Origin of the sequence: Paraburkholderia kirstenboschensis (assembly GCF_032806925.1) — a bacterium.
GTDB lineage: Bacteria > Pseudomonadota > Gammaproteobacteria > Burkholderiales > Burkholderiaceae > Paraburkholderia > Paraburkholderia kirstenboschensis.
Window position 1 is genome coordinate 146,069 of record NZ_CP136511.1, and the last position, 19,639, is coordinate 165,707.

General features: G+C 60.8%; 17 protein-coding genes. 5 read left to right on the forward strand and 12 right to left on the reverse strand.

All coding sequences use genetic code 11. From position 1 onward, the window contains the following. Window positions 1–5: 5 nt before the first annotated feature. Both RW095_RS00765 and RW095_RS00770 read left to right on the forward strand, forming a co-directional pair. Entirely contained in the window at window positions 6–794 is a 789-nt protein-coding gene (locus tag RW095_RS00765; protein ID WP_317015857.1) for an enoyl-CoA hydratase/isomerase family protein, read from the forward strand. Window positions 795–843: 49 nt separating this feature from the next. Next, window positions 844–2,439, forward strand: coding sequence for a 3-hydroxyacyl-CoA dehydrogenase (locus RW095_RS00770; protein WP_317015858.1), 1,596 nt, complete (start codon window positions 844–846; stop codon window positions 2,437–2,439). Between the two features lie 261 nt (window positions 2,440–2,700). On the opposite strand, the gene RW095_RS00775 is transcribed toward RW095_RS00770, so the two are convergent. Beyond that, window positions 2,701–3,675, reverse strand: coding sequence for a Bug family tripartite tricarboxylate transporter substrate binding protein (locus RW095_RS00775; RefSeq protein ID WP_317015860.1), 975 nt, complete (start codon window positions 3,673–3,675; stop codon window positions 2,701–2,703). Between the two features lie 453 nt (window positions 3,676–4,128). On the opposite strand from RW095_RS00775, the gene RW095_RS00780 reads away from it, so the two are divergent. Beyond that, the gene (locus tag RW095_RS00780; RefSeq protein ID WP_317015861.1) at window positions 4,129–5,757 is read left to right on the forward strand and encodes an electron transfer flavoprotein-ubiquinone oxidoreductase; all 1,629 of its coding nucleotides are present in this window, start codon (window positions 4,129–4,131) and stop codon (window positions 5,755–5,757) included. A 152-nt stretch (window positions 5,758–5,909) separates the two neighbouring features. Here the strand turns inward: RW095_RS00780 and RW095_RS00785 are convergent, their stop codons facing one another. The 11 genes from RW095_RS00785 to RW095_RS00835 form a co-directional block, all read right to left on the reverse strand. Further along, complete coding sequence (locus tag RW095_RS00785) at window positions 5,910–6,941, reverse strand: amidohydrolase family protein (protein ID WP_317015863.1); 1,032 nt, start codon at window positions 6,939–6,941, stop codon at window positions 5,910–5,912. Between the two features lie 91 nt (window positions 6,942–7,032). Further along, window positions 7,033–8,067, reverse strand: a complete 1,035-nt coding sequence (locus RW095_RS00790; protein ID WP_317015864.1) for a branched-chain amino acid ABC transporter permease — start codon at window positions 8,065–8,067, stop codon at window positions 7,033–7,035. A gap of 1 nt (window position 8,068) precedes the next feature. Continuing rightward, window positions 8,069–8,938, reverse strand: coding sequence for a branched-chain amino acid ABC transporter permease (locus RW095_RS00795; protein ID WP_317015866.1), 870 nt, complete (start codon window positions 8,936–8,938; stop codon window positions 8,069–8,071). 2 nt (window positions 8,939–8,940) lie between these two features. Next, a complete protein-coding gene (locus RW095_RS00800) occupies window positions 8,941–9,651 on the reverse strand; it encodes an ABC transporter ATP-binding protein (RefSeq protein ID WP_317015867.1) in 711 nt (236 codons plus the stop codon). Between the two features lie 2 nt (window positions 9,652–9,653). Then, entirely contained in the window at window positions 9,654–10,421 is a 768-nt protein-coding gene (locus RW095_RS00805) for an ABC transporter ATP-binding protein (RefSeq protein WP_317015868.1), read from the reverse strand. A 116-nt stretch (window positions 10,422–10,537) separates the two neighbouring features. Then, window positions 10,538–11,755: an ABC transporter substrate-binding protein gene (locus tag RW095_RS00810; protein WP_317015870.1), complete on the reverse strand. Its 1,218-nt coding sequence runs from the start codon at window positions 11,753–11,755 to the stop codon at window positions 10,538–10,540. Window positions 11,756–11,842: 87 nt separating this feature from the next. Further along, entirely contained in the window at window positions 11,843–12,910 is a 1,068-nt protein-coding gene (locus RW095_RS00815; RefSeq protein ID WP_317015871.1) for an NAD(P)-dependent oxidoreductase, read from the reverse strand. Between the two features lie 137 nt (window positions 12,911–13,047). Continuing rightward, the gene (locus tag RW095_RS00820) at window positions 13,048–14,379 is read right to left on the reverse strand and encodes an MFS transporter (protein ID WP_317015873.1); all 1,332 of its coding nucleotides are present in this window, start codon (window positions 14,377–14,379) and stop codon (window positions 13,048–13,050) included. Between the two features lie 97 nt (window positions 14,380–14,476). Further along, the gene (locus RW095_RS00825; protein ID WP_317015874.1) at window positions 14,477–15,364 is read right to left on the reverse strand and encodes an NAD(P)-dependent oxidoreductase; all 888 of its coding nucleotides are present in this window, start codon (window positions 15,362–15,364) and stop codon (window positions 14,477–14,479) included. Window positions 15,365–15,392: 28 nt separating this feature from the next. Continuing rightward, a complete protein-coding gene (locus tag RW095_RS00830; protein WP_317015875.1) occupies window positions 15,393–16,295 on the reverse strand; it encodes an NAD(P)-dependent oxidoreductase in 903 nt (300 codons plus the stop codon). Window positions 16,296–16,364: 69 nt separating this feature from the next. After that, entirely contained in the window at window positions 16,365–16,706 is a 342-nt protein-coding gene (locus RW095_RS00835) for a carboxymuconolactone decarboxylase family protein (protein ID WP_317015876.1), read from the reverse strand. 423 nt (window positions 16,707–17,129) lie between these two features. On the opposite strand from RW095_RS00835, the gene RW095_RS00840 reads away from it, so the two are divergent. Together RW095_RS00840 and RW095_RS00845 are read left to right on the forward strand one after the other, a co-directional pair. Next, the gene (locus RW095_RS00840; RefSeq protein ID WP_317015877.1) at window positions 17,130–18,365 is read left to right on the forward strand and encodes a CaiB/BaiF CoA transferase family protein; all 1,236 of its coding nucleotides are present in this window, start codon (window positions 17,130–17,132) and stop codon (window positions 18,363–18,365) included. A gap of 304 nt (window positions 18,366–18,669) precedes the next feature. Beyond that, window positions 18,670–19,602: an electron transfer flavoprotein subunit alpha/FixB family protein gene (locus RW095_RS00845; protein WP_317015879.1), complete on the forward strand. Its 933-nt coding sequence runs from the start codon at window positions 18,670–18,672 to the stop codon at window positions 19,600–19,602. Window positions 19,603–19,639: the final 37 nt, after the last annotated feature.

Sequence of the window (19,639 nt, forward strand, 5' to 3'; positions counted from 1 at the left end):
GGGACATGTCAGAAGAACTGAAGTTCGAAATTGATAACGGCATTGCGACCATCACGCTCAACCGTCCAGAGAAGCTCAACGCGTTCACCGATGCTATGCAGGAGTCCTGGCTTGAAGCGCTGGAAGAATGTCGCACGAACCCCGACGTCCGCGTGATCGTCATGACCGGCACGGGCCGCGCGTTCACCACTGGCGGGGACGTCAATTCATTTTCGGCGAGCGCAGAGCAGACCCCCGCTAACATCAAGGCGCGAGTTGCGGACGGCATCCAACGTCTGCCGCGCAAAATTGCCGAAATCGACAAGCCCGTGCTGGCCGCCCTCAATGGTCTTGCGACTGCCGGAGGTCTCGACATCGCGCTCGCATGCGACATTCGCTTCGCCGCCGAGAGCGCGCGCTTCGCCGAAACCTATGTGCGCATGGGTCTCATTCCCGGGGTCGGCGGTGCTTATCTGCTGCCGCGGATCGTGGGCACGTCGAAGGCGCTGGAAATGTTCTGGAGCGCAGACTGGTTGGATGCGCGCGACGCGGAGCGGATTGGACTGGTTAACCGCGTCTTCCCAGATGAGCAGCTCATGGAGGGCACCTATGCGTTCGCGCGACGCGTCGCGGATGGTGCTCCGCTGGCAGTGCAATTGATCAAGCGCGTGATGCGCTTCGGGCTCGACAAGGATCTTGCGACCGCGCACGAACTCGTTGCTGCCAATCTGCCGATAGTGCGTAGCAGCGAAGACCACCGGGAAGCGGTCTCGGCGTTCAAGGAAAAGCGTGCGCCGCAATTCAAAGGCCGCTAAGAGTCCTCTATCGGAGTGCCGAGTCAGGTCTGTGCGCACGCGGGAGTTTATGTGTAACCAATGGGAGCGGGAATTGAAACGGGACTTGCGCAGAGTAGGAATCGTCGGCGCGGGCGCAATGGGCCGCGGCATCGCCCAAGTGTGCGCTTTGGCCGGCTGCGACGTGCGATTGTTCGATGCGGCTGAAGGCGCCGTGCCGCGCGCAATCGAGGCGGTTCGCGGGGACCTGGCGCGTGGGACAGCGATGGGCGTCTTGTCTGAATCCGATGCGCAAGCAGCACTCGCGCGGATCGGTGCGGCTCAGGATCTGAAAGAAATGCAGGGCTGCGACCTCGTCGTCGAAGCCATTGTCGAGCGGCTAGATGCGAAGCAGCAGTTGCTCCGTGAGCTCGAAACGATCGTCGACGAGACTTGTCTGCTCGCTACCAACACGTCGTCGCTGAGCGTCACCGCAATTGCGGCCGCCCTGACTCGCCCTGAGCGGGTGGCAGGCTGGCATTTCTTCAATCCAGTGACGCGCATGAAAGTGGTCGAGGTTATACGGGCGCCGCGGACGCAGGCGTGGGTCTCGGACGCGCTGATTTCGTTGTCGGAGCGCATCGGTCATCGGGCCATCGTCGCTTCGGATTCGCCCGGCTTCGTCGTCAATCATGCGGGCCGTGCTTTCGTGACGGAAGGGCTAAAACTCCTTGCCGAGCAGGCGGCCACGCACGAAGTGATCGACGGCATTCTTCGGACCTGCGCCGGCTTTCGCATGGGGCCGCTGGAATTGCTCGATCTGACGGGGCTGGATGTCTCGGTGCCGGTGATGGAATCGATTCACACTCAATACTACGGGGACGACCGCTACAGACCGGTGCCGCTCGCCCGCACCCGCCTGGTAGCCGGCCTGCTCGGACGCAAAACCGGCCAGGGATTCTACTGCCACGATGGCAAGCCGGCCGAGCGGATTGCGGCACAACCTGCAGTGACCGTCGCTGACAAAGCCAGGCTGTGGTGGCCGACGCAAGGACCCTCGGCATTGCCAGAAATTCTGGTCGACATTCTAAACGTCAGCGCACCAGTCGCCGACATGCACGGTGCAGATGTTGTCTTTCTCGCGCCTGTTGACCGCGATCTTTCTACGGTCGTAGCAGAACTGGGCTTGGATGGATCGAAAGCGATAGGGCTTGACCCTGTCTTCGGTGGGCCGTCCGGTATCACCTTAATGACCTGTCCGGGAACTGCGGCCCAGACCGTCGAACTGGCCAAGGCGGTATTCGCGGCGCAATCGGTTCCTACGTATGTAATCGCGGATTCGCCGGGCTTTGTCGCGCCTCGCATCGTGGCCTGTATCGTAAACCTTGCATGCGAAATGGCTCAGCAAGGCATTGCATCGCCTGCGGATATCGACGGTGCTGTGCGGCTGGGCCTTGGCTATCCTGCGGGACCGTTCGAATGGGGCGACAAACTCAGCTCCGCGCGCATCCTGTCCATTCTGGAAGGCTTGTACGCCACGTTCCGCGATCAGCGCTATCGTCCCTCGCCTTGGCTCGTTCGTCGCGCGCGGCTTGGGCTGTCGCTGTCAGCGCCGGATCGCCGTGCGGCGGTCTTCGTGACTGCTCAGTCGGACTCACTTGCCGCCGGTCCGGCTGCGGCCACGTAGCAGTGTCTCCTCCTTAGGCCGCGCTTGCTTCGGAATCCGACGCTTGCATAGTGTGGCCCCAACGCGAGGATCACCATTTGTCGGCGTCTGCGTGCCTTTCTACCGCAGAGCGTGCGCTCGAAAGAAGACGATGCCTGTTTCGATCTCTTTCATGACCACCCCATCGCTGCCGCCGGTGCAACGCTGCAACCAGCTGGCGCGGAGCTATTAGGAAACCGGACGAAGCGACACGGTCGCATTATCCGGAACAACACATGGCAACTAGCGCTTTTCGATTCCTAGCTCTGCGACCACCTTGCTCATGTTCGTCTGGTCCTGCTTGAGGAACTGGGTGAATTCGGCTGGCTGCATCGTCATTGGCTCGAGCCCATTGTCGGTGAAGCGTGCCGTTAGCTCTTTGGTGGACGTCGCGGCACGCAGCGCGTTGGAGAGCCGCTGGACTACATCGGCCGGTGTTCCGGCAGGCGCAACGAGACCCAGGTAAAGGTAGTAGCTAAAGTTGGGATAGCCCTGCTCAGCCATCGTAGGAACGTTTGGCAGCGATGCGATTCTAGACGTAGACGTCACGCCAAGCACTCTGAGCTTGCCGGCTTTGACATTCGCTACGCTGCTGCCGTACGCATCGAAAATGCTCGCGACCCGTCCGCTTAGCACGTCGGTCATCGCCGCGCCATTGCCTTTGTATGGCACATGTAGCAAGCTCACCCCGGCCCGTTTGAAGAACAGGGCCGCGCCTAGATGCGTCGTCGATCCTACGCCGGCGGAGCCGTAAGACAGCTCGTTCGGTCTTGCCTTCGCGCGCGCGATGAAGTCGGCCAGCGACTTGTCTGGCAGGTCGGACGACTCGACCATCAGCAAGGGCGATCGCGCCATGGGCCCGATGCCGACGAAGTCCTTGCTGAGGTCGTAGCCGGGGTCCAGCTTGACAGACGGCTGTATCGCGATCGTTCCCGCTGCTGCCAGAATCGTGTAGCCGTCTGGCGCGGCTGACTTGACATAGCGGATACCCACAAGTCCGTCTCCGCCAGCGCGATTCTCGACCGTTACGGCCTTGCCGAGCGTCTCGCTCATGCGCTGCGCGACCAGGCGCGTGACGACGTCGGTGAGTCCGCCCGGCGCGACGTTAACAATGATACGCACGGGATGTGTGGGATACGAGTCTTCGGCAATGACCGACGCGGAGCTGGCGAGTGCGAAGACGGCTGCAGTAGCGCGCAGCCAAGACGTGGAATTCATGAGGAGCATCTCCGTTACTATTCGAATGGACTTGGGGTGAGACGAAAGCAAGGCAGCAATATGAATGCCAATTTTCGTCACGCTGGCATGTGTCATCCGCGCCCCAATGACCAGGCGCGCGCGGGTGCGGACTGCACCCGCGCGGAGGGGCAGTGGATCGGGACGCCGAAGAGCGACCGTGTCTTTGCAGCGGACATCAGGTTGTCTATGAAGCAAACAAAGACGTATCGAATCACATTGCCGTGATCGGTCCGATGGACAGCTCCCGTTTGAGTTCGGCGGTGGAACAAATGGTATGGCTCTTGCAACTGAGCATCACCACCCGTCATTCGCGCTTCAACGCTGTTCTGATGAACTGGATTCGGTGCAGATAGCTTGACCACCGGTTGAAGAAAGCCGGGTTCACCGCGCATCAACGCACAGGAGGCAACGATCTTGTCTGAAAGAGAATCAATGGAATACGACGTCGTGATCGTCGGCGGCGGCCCGGCTGGCTTGTCCGCTGCGATCCGCCTGAAGCAGCTGGCGGCCGACAAGGGCGTCGAGCTTGGCGTCTGCGTGCTGGAAAAAGGCTCGGAGATCGGGGCGCACATCCTCTCGGGCGCGGTCATGGACCCGCGCGCGTTGAATGAACTGATTTCCGACTGGAAGGAAAAAGGTGCGCCGCTGGACGTCGAAGTCACCGAAGACCGATTCCTGTTCCTTTCGGAAACCGGCGCGAAGAGCGTGCCGAACTGGGCGCTGCCCGATAACTTCAAGAACCACGGCAACTACGTGATCAGCCTCGCCAACGTCACGCGTTGGCTGGGCCAGCAGGCCGAAGCGCTCGGCGTGGAGATTTTCCCCGGCTTCCCGGCTGCGGAGGTGCTCTACAACGACGACGGTTCGGTAAAAGGCGTCGCCACGGGCAATCTGGGCATCGGCAAGGACGGCCAGCCGACTGAAAACTTCCAGCTCGGCATGGAACTGCACGCGAAATACACCCTTTTCTGCGAAGGCGCGCGCGGGCATCTCGGACGTCAGCTGAACAAGAAGTTCAGGTTGCGCGACGGCGTCGATCCGCAGGTCTACGGCATCGGCATCAAGGAATTGTGGGAGATCGATCCGTCGAAACACAAGCCGGGGCTCGTCATGCACACGGCCGGCTGGCCTTTGCAGACGGACACGTACGGCGGCTCCTTCCTCTATCACATGGACAACAACCAGGTGGTGGTCGGCTTTGTGGTCGGCCTCGGCTATAGGAATCCGTATCTCTCGCCGTTCGAGGAATTCCAGCGCTACAAGACGCATCCGGCAATCCGTCATTTTCTGGAAGGCGGCAAGCGCGTGTCGTATGGCGCGCGGGCAATCACTGCGGGCGGCCTGATGTCGCTGCCGAAGCTCGTGTTCCCCGGCGGCGCACTGGTCGGCGACGACGCGGGCTTCCTGAACGCATCGCGGATCAAGGGTTCGCATGCCGCGATCAAGACCGGCATGCTCGCCGCCGATGCCGCATTTGAAGCCGTGCAGGCAGGCCGCACGAGCGACGAGCTCACGGCTTATCCCGAGTCGTTCAAGACTTCGTGGCTGCACACGGAGCTCTACAGGGCCCGCAATTTCAAGCAGTGGATGAGCAAGGGTTTGTACCTCGGCACGTTGATGGTCGGCATCGAGCAGAAGCTGCTCGGCGGCAATGTGCCGTGGACGCTGCACCATCAGCATTCCGATCATGAGATGCTCAAGCCCGCGTCGCAATGCACGCCGATCACCTACCCGAAGCCGGACGGCAAGCTGACCTTCGACCGTTTGTCTTCAGTGTTCATATCGAACACGAATCACGAAGAGAACCAGCCGCCTCACTTGACGCTCAAAGACCCCACGGTGCCGGTGAAGGTGAGCTGGCAGACGTATGCGGGTCCGGAGTCGCGTTACTGCCCGGCGGCCGTTTATGAATTCGTGAAGAACGACGACGGCAGCGAGCGGCTGGTAATCAACGCGCAGAACTGCGTGCACTGCAAGACTTGCGACATCAAGGACCCGACGCAGAACATCGTATGGGTGACACCTGAAGGCGGCGGCGGGCCGAACTATCCGAATATGTGACGCCTTATGGGCCGCGTAAGTGAGGCGCTTCCAGCAGGGTGCTAACAAATATTGCCGTTGGGGCAAGCCCTTCGCGAACTCCATCTTGTGGCCCAGTACGGGCATCACAGAGCTGACGCTTCAGCGCCTGGAGACCGAGGGCGCAATATCCGTCACGCCATGCGATACACGCGCCGGGCGGTATCGCTAAAGAGCATGCGCTTTTCGTTCTGCGAGCAGGAAGCGGCAATGTGCTTGAACATGTTCCACACGGTCCCGTACCCGAATCCCACCTTGTCGACTGGGAAATTGGACGACACCATGCAGCGGTCCGCGCCAAACAGTTCGATGCAAGGCTCGATGTAAGGCCGCCACAGCTCGGCGAGCTGACGTGACGAGGGCGGAGCGGACGCCTGCGTGAAATCGAAATTGGCGAGATTCATCAGGATGCCGCCCAGTTTCACGGAAACGTTCGGGCATCGCGCGAGATCGCGCATGCTTGCGAGCCACGTTTGATGATTCTCTTTTTCCCTGCCGGCATATGAACTGTGGCCGACCGGGCTGCCGCAATGAATCAGCACGATGCTGGCATCTGGATGAGCCCTCGCAAGCGCCGTAACGTCAGGAATTTGCGGATGGTAGATGCTGGCATCGAACGCAAGTCCGAACGAAGTGAGCACGTCAATTCCACGTCCGAATTCCGCGTCGAGATAGAGCCCCTCTCGCTCTGCGCAGTATTTGCCTTTTACCATCGGATCTGCGTCCCATTTGGCGCGCTGCCTGACGCCTCGGAAGCGGCCGTTTGCTGCTTCGATGTGTGCCTCGATGGTTTCGCGTGTTCTATCTCCGAGCGTCAGGTCGGCATACCCTACAATTGCATCCGCTACTCGGGATTGCGTGTATTTTCCGCTTGCAGCCATGGCCGCCATGCCGAGCGCGAACTCGGTCTCGCCAACGTACTTCAGATGCTCGGGGCCGCGCGCCCGATACATCATGAAGCATTCAACGAACACAGATGCTTCGACGTTATGGCCGCAAGTTTCAAGGTCCCGGACGTATTCGTCGAGAAAGTAACGATAGCCGCCAAAATCCCACAGGTGCAGATGTGTATCGATGATCGGCAAATCCGGTTCGAGAACGGGTTCCGGCTCTGCGCGTGCAAGCCACGCGTCGTTGGGCGGTTGTATCGTTGCGAACAGCGTCATGGATATGTCTCGAAGAGTGGCTTGGGGAAACGTCTACTACCTAAGTGTCATCCGAATTTCGCGGGGTGAATAGGGGCGATTAGCCTGGTTCTCAGCCGTCGACTGCCTTGATCTCCTGCGGGCGGCCAGCAGCCGCACCATTGTCCAGATCGTGCCTACGGGCTTTGCGGTCTGCCAGCCTGAGCGCGATTTCGCCCGCGATACCACGCCGGAATACAAGCACGCACAGAATAAACACGGCGCCTGTGATGATGGGGGCGGGGAACTCGGAGGTTGCTAGCACACTTTCCAGCGCAACGACGATGGCCGCACCGATGAACGGACCGAAGAACGTGCCGACACCGCCCAGCAGGGCCATCAAAATCACTGCCCCGGAGAGGTGGAAACTTACGTCGTCCAGCGTCGCCAACTGAAAGATGAGCGCCTGCATGCCGCCTGCGAGTCCCCCGAGCGCGGCTGAAATGACAAATGCAGTGAGCTTGTATCGCCGCACGCCGTAACCAATCGAAACGGCGCGATCTTCGTGATCCCGGATAGCTTGCAGGACATGGCCGAAGGGCGAGTTGACCGTTCGCCATAGTGCAGCCATTCCGAAAGCGAAGAGAATCAGTATGAAGGCGTAAATCGCAACGCTGTTATTCAGATCGATGAACCCAAAAAGATGGCCGCGCGGCACGCCGTGGATGCCGTCCTCGCCACCGGTGAAAGGCGCTTGTTGCGCGATGAACTCCACCACCTGCGCGAGCGCCAGGGTGATCATCGAGAATTCGATGCCCTTACGCTGGATTGCCAGGAACCCGATGATCGCCCCCAACGCCGCGGCGACCGCGATCCCTATGACGAGGCAGATGAGCGGATCCAGTCCCCACGCCCTGGCGGCATAAGCACATAGATAGGCGCCCGCTCCTAGAAAAGCTGCGTGGCCGAACGAGAGCAATCCAACATAGCCGATTATCAGGTTGAAACTAGCAGCGAACAGCGCATAGCACATCAGTTTCATCAGGAAAACGGGATAAATCACCATAGGTGCCGCGACCAGCAGGGCGAGCACCACAATTGACCCAGCGAGCGTGAGGCGCAAACTGGAGGGGCGCTGGGATGAAGCGCGGCTTGTTGATGCATGCATGTCAGCGACTCCTTGCGAATAAACCGCCCGGCTTGAGCAACAGCACAATGGCCATCACGACGTAGATGACAATGCTTGCGCCCTCCGGATAAACGATCTTGGTAATGCCTTCGATAATGCCGAGCGCGTAGCCTGTGACGACTGCACCGAGGATCGACCCCATCCCTCCGATCACGACGACTGCAAAAACGAGGATAAGCAACTGCGATCCCATGTGCGCGCTGACCTGGAATACGGGTGCGGCGAGCACACCGGCCAGCGCGGCGAGGCCCGCTGAGCCGGCATAGGTCAACGTAACGAGCAAAGGCACGTTGACGCCGAAAACCTGCACCAAGGGCGCGTTTTCCGTTGCTGATCGCATGGTTGCGCCGAGGCGAGTCCGTTCGATGAGAAACCAGGTCGATAGGCAAACGAGCAGTGACGCGACCACTATCCATAGTCGATACACCGGCACAAAGGCGATGCCGATGCTCACCCCGCCGCGCAGCAATTCCGGCGGAGGATAGGGCCTGCCGGACGAACCGAACCAATAGGTGAACAGGCCTTCCACGGAGAGCGAGATGCCGAAAGTGAGAAGAAAGCCGTAAATCGGATCGAGGCCCTTGAGCCGCGACAGCATGCCCCGCTCGATCAGCGCCCCGATCAACGCGACCGCCAGCGGAATGACGATCAAAGCGGTCCAGTAGTTGAGGCCTAGCTGCTGCAAGGCGAGCCATGCGAAGAACGCCCCTAGCATGTAAAGCGTGCCATGCGCGAAGTTGACGATGTGCAGTAAGCCGAAGACGACGGCTACGCCGAGCGACAACATTGCGTAGAAAGAGCCGTTGATCAGGCCGACAAGAAACTGCCCGACGAGTGCCGACGGGTTCATGGCTAGACTCCCAGGTATTGATGAAGCGCGCTTGCGCGTCGCCTGACGTCGGCGGACGTCAGGGCGTCGATGACCTTCCCGTTTTCCATCACGAAGAAGCGGTCCGCGAGTTTCGCGGCAAAGCGGAAGTTCTGTTCGACGAGCAGGATCGTGTAGCCCCGGCTCTTCAGGTCGCGCAGCAGCTCACCAATGCGTTGCACGATAACGGGAGCGAGACCTTCCGTCGGCTCGTCGAGCAGCAAAACTCGCGCGCCCGTGCGCAAGACGCGCGCGATGGCCAGCATTTGCTGTTCGCCTCCGGACAGCTTCGTGCCTGGGCTGCCGCGGCGCTCCTCGAGATTCGGAAACATGCGGAATAGCTCAGCGATCGACAATCCACCTTCGGCGATTTTCGGCGGCAGGCGTAAGTTCTCTTCGACGGAGAGGCTCGCGAAGATGGCACGCTCTTCGGGCACGTATCCGATGCCGGTCTTCGCCACCTTGTGGACGGGCAGCGCGAGCAGGTCATGACGCCCCATCGTGACGGCGCCCTTACGGCGGCGCACGAGTCCAACAATGCTTCTCAACGTGGTGGTCTTGCCCGCGCCGTTGCGGCCGAGCAGCGTGACCGTCTCTCCCTCACGCACGTCCAGCGACGCGCCGAACAGCGCCTGGCTTTCGCCGTACCACGCTTCGAGCCGTTCGATCCGCAACATGGTTTTGGCATTCCCCATGATCAGTCTTCCTCTTCCGTGCCGATGTAGGCTTCGCGCACCCGCGCATCGCTCGAAACTGTCGCGTAGTCGCCCTCCGCGATGACTTCGCCGCGCTGCAAGACAGTGATACTGTCGCAGAGGTCGCGAACGACCGAAAGGTTGTGTTCCACCATGAGAATGGTTCTCCCCGCGGCGATATGCCGGATCAGGGAGACAACCCGATCGATATCCTCGTGCCCCATGCCCGCCATCGGTTCATCCAGCAGCAGCAGTTTCGGCGCGACCGCGAAGGTGGTCGCGATCTCGAGGATGCGTTTGCGCCCATAACTGAGATTCACTGCGAGAACGTCGCGATAGGCTGTCAAGTTCACCATGTCGAGCAATTCGTCCGCGCGGGCGTCCAGTCGTGCAAGCGCAGCGTCCGACCGCCAAAATTGGCTCGCAATGCCCGCGTGGCGCTGCAGAGCCACGCGCACGTTCTCGTGTACGCTCAAGTGTCCGAAGACCGCCGAGATTTGAAACGAACGTACGAGACCCCGCCGGGCGACGGACTCGGGCCGTTCATGGGTAATGTCCACGCCCTCGAATTCGATGCGACCTTTCGTCGGCAGCAGGAAACCGGAGAGCATGCCGAACATCGTGCTCTTGCCGGCGCCGTTCGGCCCGATCAGCGCGTGAATGCTGCCGCGCTTCACCGTCAGGTTTGCGCGCTTCACGACCTCGGTTCCCCCGAACGATTTGGTCAGGTCAGTCGCAACAAGGATGGGCGCTTCGTCATCGACAATCATTGCTGCGACGGCCGTTTCATGACGCCCTTCATGGACAGCGGGCTGTTGGCCAGCCTGATTCGTGGAGCTCGAGTTCATGCTTGCTCTCCCCCTTGTCGCACCCTTGATAGCGGAGATCACTTCTTCACCAAAGGGCATTCGCTTTGCGAGAGCGGGATATTCGCATCGTCGCCCTTGACGGTCTTGAGCACATTCGAATAGTCGCCTTCACCAACCGACTGGCTGGGCGCCTTGATGCGAACAAGGTACATATCGTGCGACATCAGACCGTCGGGGCGCACATGTCCATTGGCGGCAAATGCGTCGTTGATGCTCATTCCTTTGAGCTTGGCCATGGCGGCGTCGGCATCGTCGGTGTGCGCATCCTGAACCGCCTTCAGATAGCTGCGTACCGCCGAGTACGTCGATGCCTGCAATTCGGTGGGGGCCTTGCCCTTGTTGCGCTCGACGAATTTCTTCGCCCAAGCCTTCGACCCGTCATCGCGATACATCTCGTACCAGGACATAGTCTGCATGCCCTCCATCACTTTGAGCCCAGCGGAGCGCACGACATCCTTGGTCAGCGCTCCAGCCAGTAACTGCAGCTTTGGCGTGAGGCCGAACTCCTGCGCCTGAGTGGCCGCCGTCACCAGATCCGATCCGGCGTTGGCCAGCATGACCGCCTTGGCGCCGGACGCCTGTGCCTGCAACAGGTAGGAACTGAAGTCCGTTGTATTGAGGGGATGGCGCACCTCGCCGACGATCTTGCCCCCCGCGCGCGTGACAGCTGCCTTGAAATCCTTCGTGATCGACTCGCCCAGCGCGTAGTCAACCGCAATGATGAAGAAGGTGTTCATACCGCTGTCGATCATCTGCTTCGTAACGACATTGCTCGCCGCCGCGTAGACGCTGTATTGCCACTGAACGGAGTGCGGATTGCACGCTTTTCCTGTCAGTTCGCTCGATGCCGAGTTGTGGAGCACAAGCTTTCTTCGATCCTTGGCAAGACCGCTGACAGCGAGACTCACCGCCGAGTTGGCGATGTCGACGATGACGTCCACACCGTCTGCGTCGAACCATTTACGCGCGATCGCCGCGCCGATGTCGGGTTTGTTGCGGTGGTCGGCAGTAACGACCTCGACGGGAGTCCCATTGACCTTGTTGCCAAACTCTTCGGCGGCCATGCGCGCGGCAATTGCGGACCCTTCACCGCTGAGATCGGCATAAGGCCCGCTTCGATCGTTCATAATGCCGATGCGGATGACGTTATCCGAATACGCTGTGCCTTCGGCGCGGGACGCGGACGCCGAGATCGCAAGGGCGATTATCAGAAAAAATCCATAGAAACGGTTCATGACTGGCATTCTCACGCAATTAAAATAATAAGGATGACGAATAGGTCGGCATGGTGTAAGCGAACCATAACCGTTCAAACGTGACGATCAGCCGGTGACTTTGACGCCAGTCATTTGCTCATAGATCTTCACGATGGCGCTGCCGCCGTCCTCGCCTCCAAGTCCGGCGGCCCGACCCATCTGGTACACCTGCTGGGCGACGTTGGCAATGAACATCGGAACCTGAAGCGCTTTCGCAAGCGAAGTCTGCAGCTCGATGTCTTTGTACGTTATGTCCATGCGGATGCCGTCGAATTCGCGCGCAAGGATGCGCGGTGCCGAGTATTGGAACGCGATGCTGTTGCCCGTCGCATTGCCGATCACATCGACCATTTGTTTAGGATCGAGACCGGCCTTTGCGCCTAGAGCGAGCGCTTCGGCGATAGAAATCCAGGCGACCTGGACAAGCATGTTGTTGACCAGCTTCATCGTGGTGCCCTGGCCGATGGGGCCGAAATGGATGATCTCTGAGGTCATCGCCTGCAGGACTGGGCGGACGCGTTCGAGAGCTTCGGGCGTGCCGCCGACAAACGCCTTCAGCGTTCCTTCGTGGGCGCCTCTCTCCATGCCGCTGACCGGTGCGTCGATGAGATCGGCGCCGTGCGGAACCAGTGTCTCCCGCATTTTTTTCAGCGCGGCGGGATCGATGGTGCTCATGCTTACGATCACATCACCAGCTTGCGCGCTTGCGACAACACCTCGGGCGCCGGTGATGACCTCCTCGGCCTGCGCGGTCGTGTCGACCATGGTTACAACTATGCTGGCCTGGCGCCCGACATCGTCAGGAGCGTCTGCCGGGCGTGCGCCCAGGGCGACACATCGATCTACTTTGTTGGGGTCGACGTCATACACGACGAGCGTGTGGCCCGCATTCAGTATGTTCTTGGCCATCGGGCCGCCCATCATGCCGAGGCCGACAAAGCCCACGGTGGATTCTCTTGAAGCGGACATTGACTCGTCTCCTGATAGATCATTTTCTGAATGCAATTCTTGTGAGCTTGCATCGTGCAAGTTAGATGCCAATCGCTTGCAGAGCGTCATGCGGAAGGCAACGCGATAAGCGTGGGTCGATGCGCCAGTTAGTGTCGTCGCTGCAAACAAATGTCGCTTTACCATACACAACTGATCCGCGGGTCAGTTCTTCGGCCGACGCGTGAGCGAGGCGCGGCTCGTCTGTGCGCTGAGGTGGTCGGAGGCTTGATCCAGGACCTGGGGGACGGCTCGCAAAAGAGGGCGAGCCGTCAGTTTTCAGATCAGAGGTGGCGTGCCCCCGATTGCTCGGCCGTAATCGGAGAACCATCGGCTGGCAGGTCCTCCACCGAAGTTCGCAACCGGGTCCAACGGGTTTCTGGAATCCATTGAATGAGGACAAGGCCGATGACTCCGGCTGCTGCTGTATAGACCCCCGGAGCGAGTGGGGAGCCGGAGGCGCGGACCAGCCACGTAGCGATAAAAGGCGTCGTCCCGCCGAAGACGGCCACCGCAAGTTGATAAGAGATCGACAGACCAGTCGCCCGGTACGACGTCGGAAACAGTTCGGGCATCGTGATGAAGGCAGCTCCTGAGTAGATGCCCACGCCGGTCGCAAGGAGAATCTGCCCGATGAGTGCGCCGGCGAACGTCCCGGATGCGGCCAGTTGGAGGGCAGGGTAGGCTGCGAGCGCCACCCACGCCGCACCGAATGACATAACCGGCTTTCGACCGAAGCGGTCGCTGAGAGCGCCGGCAATCGCCAGAAACGATGACAAGACCATGATGGCGATCGCGTTGGTCACGAGCGCCAGCATCGTGTCGAGCTTCGCCTGCTTGACGAGGAAGGTGTACATGAAACCCAGCAGAATGTAGGCTCCGATGGAAAGCACGATCTCTATGATGATCACATGGAGCATCGACCGCAAGCCGGTGCGGTACGCGGCGCGCAACGGATTGTCTGCGGGAGCCTCTTTGGCGGCTTGCTTGTACTCATCTGGGTCGTCCAGCTTGCGGCGTAGCCAGAAACCGACGACACCCACCAGGCCACCGGCAAGGAACGGAATGCGCCATCCCCATTCGGTGTACGCGTGTCCCATCCAGAACTGCATGCCGAGCACGAAGAGGGCCGTAAAGGCGTTCGGGCAGAACGAGAAGAACCAGTTCACGCCCTGATACCAGCCCCGACGATGGTCCGGAGACCATTCAAGAATAAAGCTGGTGCTGCTGGTCGTCTCGCCGCCCATCGCAAGGCCTTGCACGACGCGACACAGCACGAATGCGATAGGTGCGGCGATGCCGATGGTCGCATACGTAGGTAAAAGTCCTATCAGGGCGGTGCCGGCCGACATCAGGATGACTGTTCCGCTCAATATCCTGATGCGTCCGATCTTGTCGGCGAGGTAGCCGAACAATAGTCCGCCCAGCGGTCGCGCGAAGAACGCTACGGCGTAGGCGGCAAATACGCTTAAAAGGGCGGCGGTCGGATCTGTGCCTGGGAAAAAGTGCAGGGCGAGGACCGGAATCGAAAATCCAACCACGGCAAAATCGTAGATTTCGCCGAAGTTCCCTATGCAGGTGGCCGCGAGTACGCGGCGTGCGCTCATTTTAGTCATGTCTCCATCCTGTGCTTCGTTTTTGCCCGTCGAATGGTGCTCGTCGTCTATACGGGCGTTCGGTGCGCTTCGTGCGCGATTACTAACTGCTGGTAAGTCATGCGCCCGCGAAACGGGTGCGCGCCATCTTTTCGAACAGGCGCGCGATTTCATCCACACCTGCTGCGGGTTCTGCTTCGTTATTCGCCATTTCGAGCAGGCTGTGTACGGTGTTTGCAATAAACATTGGTACGCCACACCCGACTGCTGCATGGATGGCCGCATGCAAGTCTTTTTTCGATTGCGCTACCGGCTGGCACAACGTATCGCCGCCCGATCCGAGGATCGGCAACACGCGCTCGGAAGCGCCATTCCATGCGCCGCTTTTGTTGATGACAGCGGAGGTCGCATCAAGGCTTAAGCCATACTTCACGGCAAGCGTCGCCCCTTCGTAGGTGATCAGCCGGTTGCACAGCGCCGCGGCATGACTCACGAGCGCGGCCGCGTGTCCGTTCCCCGCTTCACCGCAGTACACGATGTTCTCGCTAAGTGTTGTGAGTATCGGGCGGGCCGCTTCAATGGAAGCGTTCGAACCGCCACACATGAGGCAAGCCGTTCCTGCCGCGATTTCATCCGGTTGCGCAGACGTCGGTGCATCTACCAAGGTGATTCCGTGCTCCGCAGCCAATCTCGCGGCGAGTGCGCGTGTTCGGGACGGGTCGCCTGTTGTCTGATCGATGACCAGCGTGCCAGGCTTGAGTCCTTGCGCGAGTCCCATCGGGCCGAACAGTGTGTCTTCGACCTCATCCTGATCCACCAGACTGAGCAGAATCACATCTGAGGCGCTCGCCAGCGACCTGAGATCGACCGCCTGGGTTGCCTTTGTCACATCGAACGCTTGCATGCACGCCCGGTCGGCGTCATACACCTGGATCGGGTACGAACTCGCCAGCCGATATGCGAAAGCCGCCCCGCGCGCACCTAAACCGATGTAGCCCACATTCATTTCGAGGATCCTCTGAGAGTCGTGCCTGTCACGCGGCGGATTGTGCGTTAACGATATGCGTAGAGGCCATGGACTCGATCAGACATACTGTGTCTTCCAGCAGCGCTTTGTCGCCGAGCGTATTGACTCCGGTTTGAAGCAACCCGCGCACGACTCCCGCAATGGGCATCGGCGTACCGCATTTGATGCCGAGCGCCGTCGCCAGATTGAGATCCTTGAGCATCAATGACAGCGCGAAACTCCCCGCCGCTGGCCTGCCTTCCAGGAGCGCGGGCAACATCACTTTCGATGCCTTGTTGCGGCCGGGCCCCCGGTTAAGCACTTCGGCAACCGTGCTGAGGGGCAGTCCCAGTTTGGCGCCGAGCGCCGAGGCTTCGAGCGTCGCGAGACGACAGCCGGCGCTCATCGCGTTGTTAATGAGTTTCAGAGCCTGTGCATCGCCGATGCGGCTGCTGACGTACTCGACGTTGGGACTGATCGACAGCAGTACCTGGCGCGCGTCTTCATAACCTGCGCGGGCACCAGAGACCATAATCGAGATCGTCCCGGCGTCCGCGCCGCCGATGCCACCGGACACAGGTGCGTCAAGCATCATGACGCCGCGTTGCGACAGTAGTTCAGCCATCGCCGCAGTCTCAGCCGGGTCGCCGCTCGTCTGGTCGATCACGACCTTCCCCGCAGACAGACCCTCAAGCAATCCGTCTTTGCCGAGAAGCGCCTGCCTTACATTTGCGGAGCGTGGCAGGCACATCATGATTATGTCGCACTCGCTTGCCATGTCCGCGGCAGACGCCGCCGCTGTGGCACCAAGCTTCTCGAACGCGGCAACTGCGCCGCGATCGAGATCGAGAACGCGGAGCGAATGCGAGAGCAGTAGCCTGCGCGCAAGTGCGCCGCCCATGGCGCCCAATCCGATATAGCCGATCTTCACTGGTTACCTCCGGGTCAGTCCGTCACCGGCGGCTCACGCCTACGACGGTTCTTCAAGCTCAATCGCGGCTCAAGCCGACTCCGCCCGTTCGCTGTCGCCTTCGACGAGAGGCAGTAAAGCTTTACCTGCGCACAGTCCAGCGGGCCATCCTGCATAAAACGTCACCTGCACGACCAGACCGCGAAGTCCGTCGCGTGTGATGCCGTTCTCGACGGCGCGGCCCATCCAGACCTTCAATTCATCCAGCTTGCCGGTCGCGGCGAGCACGGAACAGGTGACCAGGATCCGGTGGCGATAGGCCATTTCTGGTTGCTTCCAGACATCACCGAGCAACACTTGCTCGCGGATTCGGGCGAGCTGGGGTACGGCTTCGTAGACTCGGGCAGATTCGGAAGTTGATTTCAATGTCATCAAATGGCACCTTGGTGTGGATCGCCCGTCACGCGGGCGAATCGCACTTCGACATGGCTCTCTGGACTTCGAACTTTATTGCCAGGGGGTGCACACTTTTAGCAAGGGCTATGCCATTTTCCAATACGGTCGTCTTTCGAGCGACGCCGCTCGGCCAGAGCGGTTCTCAGCCGTAACGACTTGCGGTTGCTGCGATCCCACGCGCAGTCCTGTAGTCGCGGTGGACAAACGGCTGTCTGCTACGAGGACAGTGCGCGCGCCGACACGGGTCTGGACGCACGCATAAGCCACACGAGGCTTGCGGTGTGTTGGCTCGCCGTCTGATGAAACTTGGTCGCCGAAGAGAAAGTGGGCAGAGCGGGCGCAATGGCATAGGACTTGCCCTGACTGGCAGCTGGAAAAAAACGTCCTCTGTCCCAGACCATGACCGATACCGATACTGTTTGTCTGCCTGCGCCGCCCGAAGGCGCCACCCTGAACCTGCTCGACGGCGTGCGCGTGCTCGACCTGACCACCTCCGTGTCCGGGCCCTACACCACGCTGCTGCTTGCTGATCTGGGCGCCACGGTCGTGAAGATCGAACCGCCCGGCCGCGGCGACGACGTGCGCGCCTGGGGGCCGCCGTTTCTCGATGGCGAATCGCTCTGGTTTCTGAGCATCAACCGTAACAAGCACAGCCTCACGCTTGACTACAGCAAGCCCGACGGTCTGGACGTGCTGCGCCGCATGGTCGCGTGCGCCGACGTGGTCGTGGTCAACAAGACTGCGGCAGTTCAGCGCAAGCTCGGCATCGACTTCGAGAGCCTGAGGCCGGTCAACGAACGCCTCGTTCATGCCTCCATCTCCGGCTTTGGCCTGCAGGGCGCACGCAGTGAGATGCCCAGCTACGACCTGATTGCCGAGGGCTACAGCGGCGTGATGGATCTCACCGGTGAGGCCGGCGGCGAGCCGCAGAAAGTGGGCACGCCCGCCGCCGACCTGCTCGCGGGCGCCGATGCGGCCCTCGCGGTGCTCGCCGCGCTTATCGACCGCAACCGCACCGGGCGCGGGCACTGCATCGACGTCTCGATGATCGAGAGCATGACGCGCTTCATGACCCCGCGCATCGTGCCGTACCTCGGCTCGGGCCAAGTGCCGCGGCGCTCGGGCGGACGCGACAGCGTAATCGCCGTCTATCAGGTGTTCCAGGCGGCCGATGCGCCGCTGACCATCGGGCTGGGCAACGACGGCATCTGGGGCCGGTTCTGGCGTGCGCTGGGCGAGCCGGAGGTGGCGCAGCGGGAATGCTACGCGGGCAACAGCGCGAGACGGCGTCTGCGTGAGGAGATCGTGGCAAAGATCCAGTCGGTCATCGGCACGCGCGAGCGCGACTACTGGCTGGAGCTATTCCGTGAAGCACGCATTCCGGCCGGGCCGATCAACCGGCTCGATGAGGTCGCCGGCGACGAGGAGCTACGTCGGCGCGGCTTCTTTTACGCGGTCGAACGAGGCGAGACCCGCATTCCGCAGGTGGGGCTGGGCATTCACGTGGACGGTAACGCGCACACCTATCGCAAGGCGCCACCTCGACTGGGTGAGGACAGCGAGAGCGTGCTGACAACCTGGCTCGACATGCCGGCCGACGAATATCAGCGCCTGCGCGATGACGGTGTGGTTTGACTGCGGAATGTGCGCCCGCTCCATCGCGACCGCTGCTGAGCGGTGTCAGCCGCGACAACACAGTGTCTTCGTCGACGGCACTTTGGCTTCGCTCTGGCGCCCTCCGATCCCGTCTTGCGGGCTTCGCGGGCGAAGAAATAAATTGGCCCGATCGTTGCTTTTCCATTTGTGCCATCCGGATGAGCCATCGCATCAAGCGAACCGAGGACCTCGACGCAAGATGTGCATAGCGCGCGCCGCCTGACCCGGCTTCGGGCGCGGTCGCATCCGGTTCCATCTCAACCAGTCAGACCACGGATCAGGCATGACCATTCTCGTAGTTGCCGACCACGACCACGCGTCGATCAAGCGCGCGACGTTCAACACTGTTACCGCTGCCGCTGAATGTGGGGGCGAAATCCATCTTTTCGTCGCCGGGCATGGTGCGGATGCGGCAGCACAAGCGGCCGCGCATATCGAAGGCGTGAGCCAGGTGCTATATGTGGACGCTGCACAGTTCGAGCATGGTCTCGCGGAGGAACTCGCTGCACAGATTGCGGCGATCGCGGAGGGCTATAGCCACATCCTTTTGCCAGCGACGGCAAGCGGCAAGAACGTTGCCCCGCGTGTGGCGGCTCAACTCGACGTCGCCCAGATCAGTGACATATCACGGGTGGTGAGCGCGGACACATTCGAGCGTCCCATCTATGCGGGCAACGCCATCGCCACGGTACAGAGCGGCGACAAGATCAAGGTCATCACTGTGCGTCCCACCGCGTTCGAAGCCGCGGCACAGGTCGAGCGCGCTGCCGTCGTAGAAACGGTTCCAGTCGTCCAGCCCGCAGGTAAAAGCACATTTGTCGGTGCAGAGATTTCGCAGAGTGAGCGGCCGGAACTGCAGGGCGCGAGTATCGTCGTATCCGGCGGGCGCGGGCTAGGCTCTCAGGCACAGTTCGACGCGCTGCTATCACCACTCGCCGACAAACTTCATGCGGCTCTGGGCGCAAGCCGCGCGGCGGTCGATTCTGGCTATGCGCCGAATGACTTGCAGGTTGGGCAGACAGGAAAAATCGTCGCGCCTCAGCTCTACATCGCGTGCGGCATCTCGGGCGCAATTCAGCACCTCGCCGGCATGAAGGACTCAAAGGTAATCGTGGCGATCAACAAAGATCCGGAAGCGCCCATTTTCGGTGTAGCCGATTACGGGCTCGTGGGCGACATCTTCCAGTTGGTGCCGCAGTTAGTGGAGCAGCTTTGAGGACGAGGCATTGAAGATCGCAAACCAATCCGTCGAC